Annotated in this window: 12 protein-coding genes; 4 read left to right on the forward strand and 8 right to left on the reverse strand. The window is 61.8% G+C overall.

The features are described from left to right. Positions 1-21 precede the first annotated feature (21 nt). Positions 22-1758: an OPT family oligopeptide transporter gene (locus tag J3P92_RS14405; protein WP_434606085.1), complete on the reverse strand. Its 1737-nt coding sequence runs from the start codon at positions 1756-1758 to the stop codon at positions 22-24. A gap of 228 nt (positions 1759-1986) precedes the next feature. Here J3P92_RS14405 and J3P92_RS14410 point away from each other — a divergent pair, with 228 nt between their 5' ends. The 4 genes from J3P92_RS14410 (at position 1987) to J3P92_RS14425 (ending at position 5474) form a co-directional block, all read left to right on the forward strand. After that, complete coding sequence (locus J3P92_RS14410) at positions 1987-2757, forward strand: substrate-binding periplasmic protein (RefSeq protein WP_434606088.1); 771 nt, start codon at positions 1987-1989, stop codon at positions 2755-2757. Between the two features lies 1 nt (position 2758). After that, a complete protein-coding gene (locus J3P92_RS14415) occupies positions 2759-4102 on the forward strand; it encodes a GGDEF domain-containing protein (protein ID WP_434647783.1) in 1344 nt (447 codons plus the stop codon). A 23-nt stretch (positions 4103-4125) separates the two neighbouring features. Next, a complete protein-coding gene (locus J3P92_RS14420) occupies positions 4126-4860 on the forward strand; it encodes a substrate-binding periplasmic protein (protein WP_434647786.1) in 735 nt (244 codons plus the stop codon). 83 nt (positions 4861-4943) lie between these two features. After that, positions 4944-5474, forward strand: coding sequence for a cupin domain-containing protein (locus tag J3P92_RS14425; protein WP_434647789.1), 531 nt, complete (start codon positions 4944-4946; stop codon positions 5472-5474). 23 nt (positions 5475-5497) lie between these two features. On the opposite strand, the gene J3P92_RS14430 is transcribed toward J3P92_RS14425, so the two are convergent. The 7 genes from J3P92_RS14430 to J3P92_RS14460 form a co-directional block, all read right to left on the reverse strand. Beyond that, the gene (locus J3P92_RS14430) at positions 5498-6406 is read right to left on the reverse strand and encodes a hypothetical protein (protein WP_434711734.1); all 909 of its coding nucleotides are present in this window, start codon (positions 6404-6406) and stop codon (positions 5498-5500) included. Beyond that, positions 6403-7098 (reverse strand): hypothetical protein, encoded by a 696-nt coding sequence (locus J3P92_RS14435; protein ID WP_434647794.1) that lies wholly within the window; start codon positions 7096-7098, stop codon positions 6403-6405. The genes J3P92_RS14430 and J3P92_RS14435 overlap by 4 nt, the downstream gene beginning before the upstream one ends. Positions 7099-7218: 120 nt before the next feature. After that, entirely contained in the window at positions 7219-9285 is a 2067-nt protein-coding gene (gene treS / locus J3P92_RS14440) for a maltose alpha-D-glucosyltransferase (protein WP_434647797.1), read from the reverse strand. Between the two features lie 180 nt (positions 9286-9465). Further along, positions 9466-10719 carry a lipase family protein gene (locus J3P92_RS14445; protein WP_434647800.1) on the reverse strand — a complete coding sequence of 418 codons (1254 nt, stop codon included), beginning with the start codon at positions 10717-10719 and terminating at the stop codon, positions 9466-9468. Further along, positions 10716-11699: an alpha/beta hydrolase gene (locus J3P92_RS14450; protein ID WP_434647802.1), complete on the reverse strand. Its 984-nt coding sequence runs from the start codon at positions 11697-11699 to the stop codon at positions 10716-10718. The genes J3P92_RS14445 and J3P92_RS14450 overlap by 4 nt, the downstream gene beginning before the upstream one ends. Beyond that, entirely contained in the window at positions 11696-12724 is a 1029-nt protein-coding gene (locus J3P92_RS14455) for a phosphoglycerate dehydrogenase (RefSeq protein WP_434647804.1), read from the reverse strand. The genes J3P92_RS14450 and J3P92_RS14455 overlap by 4 nt, the downstream gene beginning before the upstream one ends. Positions 12725-12754: 30 nt before the next feature. Next, complete coding sequence (locus tag J3P92_RS14460; RefSeq protein ID WP_434647807.1) at positions 12755-14152, reverse strand: OprD family outer membrane porin; 1398 nt, start codon at positions 14150-14152, stop codon at positions 12755-12757. Positions 14153-14158 lie beyond the last annotated feature (6 nt).

The raw sequence follows: 14158 nt of genomic DNA on the forward strand, positions 1-14158 counted from the left end.
TTGCTTCCTCGCCACGGGGGCTCACAGATTACCGAGCATCTCCCACAACGAAGCCCCCACCCCGGTAATGCTCTCCCCGGCAATCAACCCCGCCGCCGCCGTGATGGCGAAGCGTTCGGTGAGGCTCGGCCAGCGGCAGCTCACCAGCCAGGTCAGCACGGCGCCAAGGGCCATCATCAGCGACACCGAGGCCGGCAGGACAAACGCCAGGCCCAGGGCAGCCGTGCTGGGCAGGTAGCGGGCGCGATGGGCCGGCAGCAGGCTGTCGAGGATGCCCAGCAGCAAACCGACGGCGCCGCCGATGAAGATCGCCCAGCGGATGCTCACCGACAACGAGTCCAGGCCATGGGTCAGGGTTTGCGCCACGGCCTTCCAGGTGGCGACGGCCGGGGCCGGCCATTCTTCGGTGAGCAGCATGGTTTGCGGGTCGGGGATCAACGCCAGGTAAGCGAGCACGCCGACGATGCTGCCGATGAAAATCCCCAGCGTCTGGGCCAGCAGTTGCTTGCGCGGCGTCGCGCCGATCGCCCGGCCGACCTTGAAATCATTCATCAGGTCCGTGCATTGCCCCGCCGAACCGCCGGCGGTGTTGGCGCTCATCAAGTTGATCGGCACCTGCCCCGGTGCAACGATGCCGAAGCTCAGCTGGGACAGTTGCCCAATGGCGCCAATGGGAGGAATTCCGGTGGCGCCGACCACCCGGGCTGCCACCGCCGCCAGGCAAATGGCCAAGGGAATGGTCAGCAACGCCATCCAGGGATTGATGCCGAACAACATGGCTTGCAAGCTGACCACCAAGACGATTGCCAGCAGAAATCCAACGGCGGGCCCAGCCTTGGGCACCGCCCAGGACGCCGCGCCGCTGGCCTTGGTTGAGCGGTGCAGCGACCACAAGCGGATCGCCAGGGAAGCCAGGGTCGCGCAAACCATCAGGCTCACGCCCGGCCACAGCAGCCATTCCACTAGCACGGCGAATTGCGGGCCGCTGCTGCCGGGCGGCAAGTGCACGAGGCCATTTTCCAACAGCCACGGCGCCAACCCACCCCACGCCAACAGCGCGCCGAGCAACAGGGTCAGGCCGACACGGATGCCGATGATGCCGCCAAATCCCACCAGCAATAGCGACGGATCCGCGGTAAATGTCAGCCGCTCCAGTTGGGCGCTCGGCGACCAGCGCGGGATGGCCCAGACAAAGGTATCGACCCACTTGGCGAACCCGGACAGCACGGCTGCGCCGAGCAGCACCTTGAGGCGCGTCGCGGCTTCGTGGCCGTGATTGTAGATATGCAACAAGGTCTCCAGGGTCGCCATGCCCTCGGGAAACCTCAGCGCCTTGTCGTTGAGCAACGAGGGCCGCAGGTACCAGGCAATCCAGATACCCAGGAAACTCACCGAAAATACCCACGCGACCATGGGCAACGCGTCGAGTTGCTGGCCGGTCAGCAAGGTGTACGCCGGGATCGGCGCCACCAGCCCGCCGGAAATGATCGATGCCGCGGCCGACGCCACGGTCTGGTTGATGTTGCTCTCGTGGAGCGTCCAGGGCAGCCGGCCGGAGGATCGCTTGGCCAGGCCCTGCCAGATGCCGTAGCCCACCAGCAAGGCGATGATCGACATGTTGAACGACCAGCCGATCTTCAATCCCGCATAGACATTGGAGGGCGTCAGCAAAATACCCAGCACGATCCCGGTGATTACCGCGCGTGGGCTGAACTCGCGCTCTACGGGGCGCACGTGGGAGGTCGAGGTTGGATCCATGCGAATTCCTTATCGGCAGAAAACAGCGCGTTCACCCGGGCGATGACCTAACAAGTGAGCGTTGTATTGACGGAAGGTTCACCGGCGCGTCCTGGCGTCCGCGTGATAGAGCGGTCGCCCGGAAGATGCGTAGCTGCGCTCAAGCAACACCCTCACCCAGCCGATAACCTGGATGACGAAGGCCCTCAGGCCTCGCCAGGCTCTGCTGGCTGCATAGGGTGATGATCAATGGCTTCGCTGCTTAACCGCTTACTGATGTGTGGCGCCCTGATGCTCCTGGTTGCAGGTGGATCGGCGTTGGCCATCGCGGCTGAGCCGCCACTGCGCATCGTCACCGAGGAGTTGCCGCCCTACAACATGACGCAGGACGGCCGGGTGACCGGCATGAGCACCGAAGTGGTCGAGGCTGTGCTCAAGGAGATCGGCGTCGAAGCGTCGATCCAGCCCATGCCTTGGGCGCGGGCCTATGAACTGGCGCTCAATGAAAGCAATGTGTTGATCTATTCCATCGTGCGCACCCCGGCGCGCGAATCGCTGTTCCAGTGGATCGGCGCCATCGCCCCGACCCAGTGGTATATCTATTCACTGGCCGAGCGGCCGGTGAAACTCGACTCCCTGGCCGATGCCCATGGGCACCAGATCGCTACCGTCAATCAGGATGTGGGCGAGCAGTTTCTCGTCTCGAAGGGCTTCCGCATCGGCGAAGAACTTCAGTCCAGCACCAAATATGAACACAATTACCGCAAGCTCAAGGTCGACCACGTGGAGCTGTGGATTTCCAACGAGCTCAACGCGCTGTACCTGACCCGTCAGAACGGCGAAGACCCGGACAAAGTATTGATCAAGTCGCTGGCGCTGCCCGAACTGAGCAGTGCCGACGGCCTGAGTATGGCGTTCAGCCGCAACACGCCGCCGCAGACCGTCGAAAAATTCCGCGCAGGCCTGCAAGCCATACGTCGCAACGGCGTCTACGATGCCATCGCGCGCAAGTGGTTATGAGATGGACAGCCATCTCACACCCCCACCCTCTCAACGGGCACAGGCCAAGACCCTCAGCTCCCTGGGCCGGCGCCTGGTCCTGGCGACCCTGCTGTTCTGCCTGTTTTTCACAGTGGCGATGGTCACCTGGCGCACCTGGCTGGCCTGGGAAAGCAACCTGACGGACATGAATGCCGAGCTGGGGCTGATCGACCAGGTTTTCCGCGACACCTTGGCTCATGCGATCTGGGAGATGGACCGCGACTCCCTGGACAAACAGCTTGCCAGCGTCGCCAAGGCCGCGCCGGTCGGACGCGTGGCGCTGAATGTCCTGCGGCCCGGCCGGTCGCCGGAAATCATCGAGCTCAATCGCTACACCACCGGTAACGAAGGGGTAGCACCGGTATTGCACCGCGAGCTCATCGCGCAGCCTTATCTCGGCGCCCACGAAAAAGTCGGCGAGCTCATCATCGAAGGCGATAACCAACTGCTGTGGCAGCGCCTGTGGGGCGAAGCACGCAGCATCGTCATCACCCAGATCATCCAATCCATGCTGCTGGCGGGCCTGGTCATGACCATGTTCAATCGGCTGGTGACGATCCACGTGGTGCATATCGCCCGGCATCTGGGCGAGCTCGAGCCACAAACACTCAAGCACCACCTCAAGCTGCAGCGTTCGGTGGATCGCCAGGACGAGTTGAGCCTGCTCGAATCCCAGGTCAATGAACTCCAGGACAATCTCCACGCCCACCTGGAGCGCCAGCGTTCGGACGAGCTGGCGATCGCCGCCAGCCGCGACCAACTGGTCGAGCTGGTCGAGGCGCGCACCGCTGAGCTCAAGGCCGCCAACCAGGCCCTCGAAGCCTTGTCCCGTCACGACGCCTTGACGGGCCTGGCCAACCGTCGCCATTTCGACGAGCTGAAGGAAGTCGAGTTTCGCCGCGCCATGCGCCACAAGACGCCGCTTGCGGTGCTGATGTGCGACGTCGATTTCTTCAAGATCTACAACGATACCTATGGCCATATGAACGGCGACCAATGCCTGCAACAGATCGCTGAAACCCTGCGCGAGGTCTTCGGCCGCTCTGGCGAGCTGACCGCACGGGTCGGTGGCGAGGAATTTGTCGTCCTGCTGCCCAATATCGACGCAGGGCAGGCCTGGGAGGCGGCCCAACGCTTGCGTGGCGCCCTGGCCGAACGCCAACTGCCCCACAGCGGCTCATCGATCTCCCGATTCGTCACCCTGAGCATCGGCGTCGCCGAGCTGGACCCCGAGGCCATGGATCATTTCGACCAATTGATGCAACGCGCCGACCAGGCGCTGTACCGGGCCAAGCACCAGGGCCGCAACTGCGCGTCCCTCTAATCATCGCCAAAACCGAGGTCTGTATGCGCCACTCATTGATGCTCTGTTCATGGGTATTCCTGGCCTTGAACAGCCTTCAAAGCCAGGCCGAAACCATCGAGGTCGTGACCGAGGACTCGTTGTATGCCTATCTGCGCGACGAGAAATTGGTCGGCCCCGGTATCCATATCGCCGCCGATACCTTGAAGCAGGCCGACCTCGACGATTTCCACATGGCCCTCTACCCCTGGGCGCGGGCCTATGAAATGGCGCTGCGCGAGCCCAACGTGCTGATCTTCCCGCTGGATCGCACCCCGGCCCGTGAACAGCTGTTCAAGTGGGTCGGTGAAATCCATCGCTCCACCAGCCGGCTCTACAAGCTGCGCGACACGGCCTCCATCGCCATTGGCACCCTGGAAGAGGCCAAGCAGTACAGCATCGGCGTGGTACGAAATGACGCCAAGCAGGTTTATCTGCAAGGTCGTGGCTTCAGCCGACTGGTCGTTTCAGCGAATAACCACGATAACTTCCAGAAACTGTTGAACCGTCAGGTCCAGCTCGTGCCGATGCCGGAGAACACCGCGCGCCTGATGAGCCAGGATGCCCGGATTGACTTCAATCTGCTGGAGGAGGTCTACGCGCTGGATGAGCAGCCCCATCGGGTTTACCTGGCGTTCAGCCTGAGCACACCCGACGAGACGGTCGCCAAGGCACAACGCGCTTTCGAACAGCTCAAGGCTTCGGGTGAAGTGGAGCGGATCATGAAGGAAAAGCGCTGACGGGCGGCACCGGTCAGCGACGTTGAACTCTCCCATCGAAGGCACCGTCTAGCCCATAAAGGCAAAGATTTGAAGGTTCTTCGATGAGCACGTTCAACGCACTCCCGGATTCAATCCAGACCTTGTTGCTGGAACGCAACGATTGGGTACCCAACAACCCACGCCTGCCGGTGATCATTTACCGTGATGCGGTCGCGACCCATACCGACGATCTGGCCGCCCGCCTGGAGCAGACTTTCCACGCCAACGGCTGGCCACCGCAATGGCGTTACGGGATCTACGACTTTCACCACTATCACACTGAAGGCCACGAAGTGCTCGGTGTTGCCAGCGGCAAGGCTCGCTTGATGATCGGTGGCCCCAACGGCCAAGTCATCGACGTCAAGGCCGGTGATGCGCTGCTTCTCCCCGCCGGCACCGGGCATTGCAACCTGGGCTCCAGCGAGGACTTCCTGGTGGTCGGCGCGTATCCACCCGGCCAGCAGGCCGACATCTGCCGCGAAGCGCCGAGCGAGGCGCAACTGGCAAACATCGAAGGGTTGCCGTTTCCGGATCGGGATCCGGTGCAGGGTGCCAACGGCGGCGTCAGCCGGTTTTGGACGGACCAACGCTGACATCTGGCCGAACATGTGAGCGGTCAGCGGCCGTATACCTGGCGCAACTGCTCCTGAGTCAACGCGTCTTCGAACGGTACCGGCACTGATTTCACCGCGCCGTAGAGGTTGCGGTAGCGCCAGTAATTCCCATTGTTGGCCAACTGATAACCGCGCTCGACTACACGCTGCCCATCAAGCACATAGCGCAGGGTTTCCTGGGCCGCTTCCGGCGGCGCCGGCAACATCAGGTCGGCAGCCAGCACACGCATCGACTCATCGATACATTCGTCGAGCGCCGTCGTCACTTGCGCCAGGTCCAGCGAGCCGTCGTCGACACAACGCTTGCCGCAACGCCGGATCGGCTGGCTGGAGACTTCAATGCGCATGCGATACAACGCCGAACCGGCGATGTCCTGGACTTGCACCTGATTGATCAATACGAAGCTGCCACGATCAGGCGTCAGCATCAGCTTGGGCTCGATCACCAGGCGGGCACTGATGTCTCCCGCGCCCTGCTTGAGACCCGCTGCCAGCGAAGCCTGCTGGAAACGCTGTTGCAGGCGCTCCTGCAACGGCACGCCGGCAAGCAGGTCCGCCAACGGCCTGGACTCCTTCGCGGCGGTTTGTTCGGCATCGCGTTGCAAGCTACCGCTGCCCATCTGGGTATTGATCAGGCTGGCAACCAGCAAACCGGCAAGCCCAGCAGCGTTGCCGGAACTGGCGACCAGGTTATGACTCGACGAAGCAGCCTTCTGTGCGGCCTCGGCGTCCACCACGGTACTGGCGCCGACAAACGCCTGGGGCAGTTGCAGGTCAACCTTCACCCCGTGGGTCTGGACATAGGACACCGCGTCCGGCGTTTTGAAACCGGCCGGCGGGGCTGGCTTCTGCGCGCAACCCGCCACCATCAGCAAGGCCATCGAGCCGAGCGCTATCAACCCGCGCATCATTGTTCGAACGGTGTGATCATTTGCTGGCGACTCGTGTCCATCGCCTGGTAAAAGGCGTTGGTCAGATTGGCGTAGTTCGGTTCGTCCCACTCGCCCTGGGCTGCCTGCACAACGGAGAAAGGCTTGAACCACAGGAGCCGGTTGTCGGCCAGATCGACCACCATGCCCTGCCCGCCCACCTGCGCCATCGGGACGCTGGTCGGCACGATGCTGTAATAGCTGCGGGTAGCGCCCGTTCCCATCACGTTCACCAGCAGCAGGCGATCGACACCGTAGGTGGCCTTGATCGGCGTCAGGTCACGGGTGGTGTAGCCTTCGCGGAAACTGACTTCCTTGTATTTAGTCAGGTCCACCGGCTCGTTGATGCGCTTGGCCTTGTAACCCTTGGCCTGCAATTTGGCCACGATGGCGTCCGGCAAGGTGTTGAGGTCGCGTACTTGCCATTTTTCAACGTTATCGCTGAGCTTGCTGTTGACGCCTTTATTGATGGCCAGGTCCAGCAACCCCTGATTGCCGGTCAGCGCCAGCACCGGCTCCGGCACCACGTTGATCGCCACGCCAATGGTCGGCTCCTTGGCGTCCCAGAATTGATGGTCCAGCGGTACCGGCGGTTGAACGTGGGCGCAACCGGTGAGGGTCAGGCAGGCAAGAACGGTCAGTGTCGCGAGGGTGCGAAGCGTACGAAAAGACATGTATCAAGTCCCTATGATTAAAATCGATGCTGCTCATATCGGCAGCTGCGGCATTAACAATAGTGGCATATTGATATTTATCTTTTCAATCTTCCTCACAGATCAAAGACTTCGACTGCCTCAGATCATCGGCGAACTGCTCACCACCCGCAACGCCAGCCCCTCGAACGCGTCCAAGGTAATGGTGAACTCGCCTTCCGACGTGAGATCCCCTTCGACTCGCTCATTGATGATGTCCACCACCGGTCCCGGCGCGATATCTGGCAGATGGAGGGTTTCAGTGATGGGCGTCGAGCCGAAATTCAGCGCGGTGATCTGCGTGCCTTTGCCGGCCGGCAGTTCATGGACCATGATCAGCAACCCTGGATGCTCAACGTCCGGAATCAATATCTGGCGACTCGCGGCGATGTCGTAGGCCCGGCGCGCGGCCAGGATTCTGCGCAGTTGCGAGGCGAACGAATCCGGATCCTTCAATTGGCTCGGCAGGCTGCCATACAACGTCCTGGCGCGGGGCATTTGCCCGGCAGACATCGGCGCTTGCGGGTTGAGGTCTACAAGGTCGTAGGCGCCGCGATGGATCCAGCGCGTGTCGCCGTCGCGCATCAAATGCTCGACCTGCTCCGCCGGCAACGGCAATGCCCCCACCAGATCCCAGCCTGACAAGGCGAACACGCCCGGCTGCATGGCGTTGAACATCACCAGCAGTAGATGCACCTGGCGAATCTGCTGGATATCGGCGGCGGTGATGGCATCGAGGTCGCGGATGCCCAGCGCGGCGGTGATGATGCTGGCCGTGGTGCAGGACACGCCGTTGGTCACGAACCTCAAGTTGTAAGGCGCATGTTCACCGGACAGGCGCTCATACATCTGCTCGCGAATGTGCTCGCGCAAGATGTTGCCGGGAAACGTCTGGCCTTGGTAGAGGTAGGTGTCATGGGCGTGCAGCGTCCAGAAGTGCACCAACTCAAGGGTCAATTCGTCGTGGTTTTGCAGCGCGTGGATCAGCGACCCCGGATCGATGCCAAAGGCGTGCATCTGGCGCAGCATCAAGCGCAGGAATTCGGTATCGCCCATCAGCAAGGCATGCTGGTAGGCCGGTCGCGTGATGAAGTCATAGGACAGGTCCGCCCCGCCGTGGGACATGGCGGCGATGTCATCCAACGTCAGGTTCAATTCCTGGAAACTGAAACCCCCTGCCTTGCGAATCGCACCGCCGAGCAGCTGGTTACCGGTGATCGACAGCGGGTGGCTCTCGGACCATGCAGTGCCATCGAGCTTGCGCTCGACGCCCAGGAAACCGTTGGCGTCCAGGCGCAGGATCTTCGCCCCCATGCAATCGATGGCGTGCAGCGCATCGCCAATGATCATCTGTTGCGCGGCAAAGCTTGGATCAAGCCAGTTCAGCGACGGCTGCCCTTCCTTGAAGTAATGCAGGTAGACCCAACGCCGCGGCTTGCCATCCACACCCATGACGACGGGGGTTGCGCTCCAGTCGGTTTCCTTGACGCCGGGTTCGAAGAAGATCACCCGCTGCAACTGGCCGACGATGTAGTGCTTGTCGCGCAGGGCGTCCACCTGCTGCGCGGTGAGATTCTGCGCGTCGCGCCCCTCCTCGACTTCAGGCAACAGCGGCCAGTCTTCCTCGCGGATCTCCACCATGTGGTAGAGGCCTGGATAGTCGTCGTAGGCCATCTCCGCCAGGCGGAAATCCGCGCCCTTGCCGGTGTGGGACGGGATGACGTCGTCGATGACCACGGCATTGTGGGCAGCGGCCATGCGTGTCAATGCCTGCAACTGGGCCTCGGTGCCCAGTTCCGGGTCGATGTCGAAGCTGATGCGGTCGAAGTTGCCGTCGATCGTCGGCGTAAATTCAGTGCCGTGCAGGCCTCCGGACCTTTTCAAGGGGCCGTTGTGGATGCCCTGGATGCCGATCTTCGACAGCGCATGCCACAAGGTTTCATCCCCCAGCGCTTCGAGCACCGTGCCATCTTCCCGGGTGACGATGGAGGCCGGGTACGCGGTGAACCAAACGGAGGATAGCGCGCAGGCGTCACGGGGCCGGGTGTGTGCGAAGGGCTGTTGCCACAGGCGCCCTTGTCCCGAGTAAAGCTTGGCCCGCTGCCTCGCCGCCTTGAGCATCGATTGCTCCACCAGCCAGTCGACATGGTTTTTCTCAGCCATCGTCATGAAAACAATCACCCGTCATAAGGAAAAATTGGCCCGGCGCCTGGTATCCAGGGCGCCGCTTATGACTCATATGAGGCCGTGGCCTGGCAATCGTTGCATTGGGACGGTTCGCGAGATGGCAAACCCGCCAAAACCGTGGAGAGGGAGCAACTTCCCTCGCCACATAGGTCTATTCAGCACTCAGTCGTCGTTGAACAGCGCTCCTTCGTCTCTCTCCCCCGGCGGACCAGGTCTTTGCAAGGTGGCGCAATTCGAACCATCGCCCTGCCCATCGAGTCGGGCCCTGACGAATGCGAAGGCATCTTCCAGCGAACCGTGCAACACCCCGTCATGCCCCAGGCCTTCATAGGTGCGCCAAGTGACGGGGTTGCCGGCGGCGCACAACGCCGCCGCGACCGCGTACTGCCGCTCTGGCGTGATCGTCTGATCTGCCTGGCCGGTGGCGATGAACAACGCAAACGCAATCGAAGCCTGCGGCATGTCGGTGGACGGGATGCGCGCTGCGTTCAATGCCTCGGGGGTGATTGTCAACAGCTCTGCAAACGAACCGATCCGCAACGCCTTGGATTTGAGCGCAATGTCACGGGTACAGCCCTGCCGGGCGACGTCCAGCAATTGGAGGCCCTTGGCGGTCAGGATGGTTTCGATTGGCGGTCCGTCTTCGCGCAGGCCACCGGACGCCAGGACCAGGAACACGGTGTTGGTTTGGCGTGGCGGCAGCGCAATGGGGCCTTGGGGAAACGTGCTGTTCGGCGCCGTGAGTATCGCCCCCAGGATAGGCAGTTCGGGTGCGTAGGTTGTTGCAAGTATCGCCGCGCCCAACGCCGCCCCGCCGCCCTGGGATTGCCCGGCGAGGAACGTGCGAGGGGCGATCAGCCCTGGTCTGATGGCGCGGGCAGCGCGAATCGAGTCGAGAACGGAACGTCCCTCGGCTTGCCAGAATGTATAGGGATGCGGCCCCGGCCCGCCCAGTCCTTGGTAGTCAGTCACGACCACCGCGAACCCTCGCGCCAGCCAACGATTGATGTACGCCGCGTCACGGTCGCGCAGCCCGTTCCAGGAGGGCGCGCACGCATCGGCGATCCCCAGCGTACCGTGGGCCCAGGCCAGCAGCGGCCAGCCTTCGGCGGGGGGATTGCCCGCCGGCAGGTATAACGCGCCGCTGACCGGAACGAGGCCGGAATGCCAGCGTTCGTCAACCGAACTGTAGAGCAGGCGTATCGCCTGCGCGGCGGCAGGCATTAGTGCCTGCACTGGCATGCGCTCGTTTCGCAGCAGCGTACCCGGCGATTCGGGCATTGCCTCAGGCCAGCGATAAAACGCCGACAACTGCACATCCCCGGCAACGGGCCCGACAGGCAGCGTACCGGCGGCCATGCCAACGGATGCCGCGACGCAGGCCCATGCAAAGGCCGCGATTCGGAAAACATTCATGGGAGGTTCGCCTGGTTGGAAAGCGCCTTGCGCAACGCGTTGCCCTGAGCAGCGAGTACGTTGCGCGCGATGGGCGCCACTTCGTTGAAACGGATAAAACCGTGGGTCATGTTCGCCAGGACTTGCAGGCTCGCCGTCACGCCTGCGTTCTTCAGCCGCTGTGCCAACGCTCGGTTCTCATCCAGCAGCGGGTCCAGCTCGCCAACGACCAATCGCGTCGGCGGCAGGTCCGTCAGGTCAGCCGTGATTGGCTGCACCCGCCAATCGTCCTCATCATCGGCCAGATAGCTGGCCCAATAGGCGCTCATGGTTTCGACCGACAGATTCTGCCCTGCGTATCCGCCCAACCGTTGCCACGAGTTGGAGGTCATGTCCCGCGAGTAGCTGCCGTAGAACAGCAACAGCTGGCGCAGCGCATCGATCCCCGCGTCACGCAGCGCAATGGCCGCGCCCAGGGCCAGGTTCGCGCCCGCCGAATCGCCGCCCAGGGCATAGCCGCGCACCGGGCAGTCGGTGATTGCCCCGAGCTTGATGACACGGCTGACGATCGCTACCACCTCGTTGAACGCCACGGGAAAGCGATGCTCCGGCGACAACGCGTAGTCGATGGAGAGCACCGCCAGGCCACTGTCGCGAACCAACTGACGCAGCGGCGCGTCCCAGCCGGCCAGCGAACCATGGCGAAATCCGCCGCCATGGCAGTAGAACATCAAGCAAGGCGTCTCATCGCCCTCCGGCCAATAAAGCTTGCAGGGAACCGTTCGGCCGTTGACGCAAAAGCCCAGCGTGCGCTCGTAGCTCAGGGGCACGCTGCGGTGCGCCGCCCACGCATTGATCCGCTCCAACTGGCCCCGGACGCTCTGCACATCGCCCTGGACGATCGGAAGCAGGCCCTGTTGGCGCAGCGACGTCGCCACCGCGAGCAAGTCGGGATGAACCGGCGGGCGTGAGTCCGGCGACGGGTTTTCGCTACGACTCATGGCCACACCTGCGCGCCGGCGGGTCGTCGTCCGTCCGCGATGACGCAATGGGCGGGCGGGCTGCGCCCTTGCAGGACGGCCACCGCGCACTGGGCGGCAATCAGGTTGGTGCGATTGAGCCCCTCGACCGTGGAGGCCCCGACGTGGGGCGTCACGACCACGTTCGGCAGTTGGATCAATCGTTCGGTCACAGGTAAAAGCGTGGGGTCAGACTCGCTTTCGAAGACATCGAGCCCCGCCCCTGCCAACCGGTTCTCCCGCAGCGCGCAGAGCAGATCCGCATCGCGCACCAACCCGCCCCTCGCGGTGTTGATCAACACCGAGGACCCCTTCATCAGTCTCAATGCGTGCTCGTCGATCAACCCTTGGGTTTGAGGATTGAGAGGCGCATGAAGGGTGACGAAATCGCTTTCCTCGAGCAGCGTTTCCAGACCAACGAATTTACCGTAGGCGATACCGCCGAGCTGTGTTTTGTGAGGATCAGGGGTAAAAATCAACGGTATTACTTCAAACCCGGACAAGCGCTGCAGAACGCCCCGGCCGATCCGCCCCATCCCGACGACGCCCACCGTCTTGCGGTACAAATCGCCCCCCAGGGGGATCGACCAATCCCCTGCGGACAATCCCGATTGGCAGCGTTTGAGTTGGCGGCACACAGCGAGCATCAATGCCACGGTGTGGTCGGCGACGCTTGCGTCGTTGCCGCCGATCGCGATGGTCGCGACCTTCCCCGCCGCTACCACCGCCGCCGTATCAACCCGTTCGTAACCCACACCGCGACGGGCGATGACCTGCAAGCGCGGGAGCGAGCCCAACAGGCTGGACGTGATAGTCGCGTGCCCGACGATCCAGCCATCAGCGTCCTTCAAGATGTCGGTCAGTTGCTGTTCACTCAGGTCGCCGTCCGCTTGCCCGGGCGCCAGGTCGGCGACGACTACATCACAGCCGCGGCTCTCCAGGAAGTCGGTCGCCATGGCATCGAAGAATCGCTGTGTGACCACTATTTTATGACGAGGTGTAGACATCTCGAGCCTCTCGATAGAGCGGTTGAACTTCTAAAATGCGTAGTCCAGATAGACCCGCGCTTCCGAACCGCTCACCACGTTATCGGGTTGAGCGGAAACCAGTGCGACGAAGTCCTGGTTAATCCGGTAGTTGATATAAATCAGGCCCACGGAAAGTCCTGCGTATTCTTTTTCGTCAAAGCGATAGTAGAGGCGATATTCATTTTGTCGCTCGGTCACGTCGGTGCGTCGACCGCTGAACGGGTCGGTCGCGTCAAACTCACCTTGTTTATAAATAGTCATGACCTTGAAACCATCCAGCGAAGCGCCCAATAAAGAATGCCCGCTCAAGTCATATTCGGCGCCAATCTGCCAGGTTCGCTCACCGTCGTTATTGAAATCATTGCCGGAGCGTGTCCAGGCATCCATCCGGCCGTCAACATTATCGCCGTGGTCGAAGTAGGCATAACCCAGTTGCCCGTTGCTCAACTTTGCCTGGGTCTCGGAAAAAGAAAGACCCAGGCGAAGTTTATCGAGCAATAAACCCAGGTTGATATTCAACCATGTCGCGTCATCATCGTAAGCCGCCTCACCCGCCTCCCAGTCACGCTCCCAGATTCGCCCGGCTTTCTGGAACTCATAATATTGGGTGTCCAATACCACACCGGCTTTGTCGCCCAGCGGCGCTTTTAATGTCAGCCCATAACGGGTGTTTTCATTGAAGTCCCGCGCCACCCCGTGGGCGTAACCCAGCTCGACAGCTTTCAAGTCGTAATTGATGCCGTAGGTATACAGATCCTTGATTTCCTCGCCCGTCTGGCTCAGCAGGTGCTCGAAGTCTTCCCTGTCCCGAGGCGAGGTGCGGTTGATGTAGGCGGTTTCGAACCCCAACGTGCCAGGAAGCGGACCGATCCCCATCTCGGTGAAGTTCAAATGGGCGCGGCCTCCCTGGTAGGAGCCGGGCACGATCCGAGTGTCCAGCGTGACCAACGTTCCGGCGTCGAACCGCCCCCGACCTACTTGGGAATCGGCATTCCAGCCGTTGCCCTCGTAACGCAACTTGAAATAACTCTGTCCAACTTTGGCAAAGCCCCCGTTGGTGCCGTCAGTATCGTCGAACAGGTCTCGGCCATTGTCTTTTGAATCGATCATTGCCACGCCATACAAAGAGGCATCAATCCCTACAACCCCGGCCCAATAACTGGAGTTGTAATCCAGGATCGCACCGACGCCTGTGCCACCCAGCTCGGCACCGTCCGGAAAACCGCCAAAGCGATCTTCGATCAAATCGTTGGCGATACGCGTATTGATATAGACCGAACGAAGATAAGCATTCAACTTCCCTTCATGCTGGAACCTGTCAGGATCACTGATGGTTGCCGAAAGGCAAACTTCAGACATTAACAATGTCGACAGGAACGTCATAGCGACGGCGTTAATCGATTTCATCGACCA

It is taken from the genome of Pseudomonas sp. D3-27, from assembly GCF_051132165.1.
Lineage (GTDB): Bacteria > Pseudomonadota > Gammaproteobacteria > Pseudomonadales > Pseudomonadaceae > Aquipseudomonas.

Excerpts from the sequence above, each read along its gene's own strand:
- J3P92_RS14405 (WP_434606085.1), bottom strand. The coding sequence starts at position 1,758 with ATGGATCCAACCTCGACCTCCCACGTGCGCCCCGTAGAGCGCGAGTTC.
- J3P92_RS14410 (WP_434606088.1), top strand. The coding sequence starts at position 1,987 with ATGGCTTCGCTGCTTAACCGCTTACTGATGTGTGGCGCCCTGATGCTC.
- J3P92_RS14415 (WP_434647783.1), top strand. The coding sequence starts at position 2,759 with ATGGACAGCCATCTCACACCCCCACCCTCTCAACGGGCACAGGCCAAG.
- J3P92_RS14420 (WP_434647786.1), top strand. The coding sequence starts at position 4,126 with ATGCGCCACTCATTGATGCTCTGTTCATGGGTATTCCTGGCCTTGAAC.
- J3P92_RS14425 (WP_434647789.1), top strand. The coding sequence starts at position 4,944 with ATGAGCACGTTCAACGCACTCCCGGATTCAATCCAGACCTTGTTGCTG.
- J3P92_RS14430 (WP_434711734.1), bottom strand. The coding sequence starts at position 6,406 with ATGATGCGCGGGTTGATAGCGCTCGGCTCGATGGCCTTGCTGATGGTG.
- J3P92_RS14435 (WP_434647794.1), bottom strand. The coding sequence starts at position 7,098 with ATGTCTTTTCGTACGCTTCGCACCCTCGCGACACTGACCGTTCTTGCC.
- treS (WP_434647797.1), bottom strand. The coding sequence starts at position 9,285 with ATGACGATGGCTGAGAAAAACCATGTCGACTGGCTGGTGGAGCAATCG.
- J3P92_RS14445 (WP_434647800.1), bottom strand. The coding sequence starts at position 10,719 with ATGAATGTTTTCCGAATCGCGGCCTTTGCATGGGCCTGCGTCGCGGCA.
- J3P92_RS14450 (WP_434647802.1), bottom strand. The coding sequence starts at position 11,699 with ATGAGTCGTAGCGAAAACCCGTCGCCGGACTCACGCCCGCCGGTTCAT.
- J3P92_RS14455 (WP_434647804.1), bottom strand. The coding sequence starts at position 12,724 with ATGTCTACACCTCGTCATAAAATAGTGGTCACACAGCGATTCTTCGAT.
- J3P92_RS14460 (WP_434647807.1), bottom strand. The coding sequence starts at position 14,152 with ATGAAATCGATTAACGCCGTCGCTATGACGTTCCTGTCGACATTGTTA.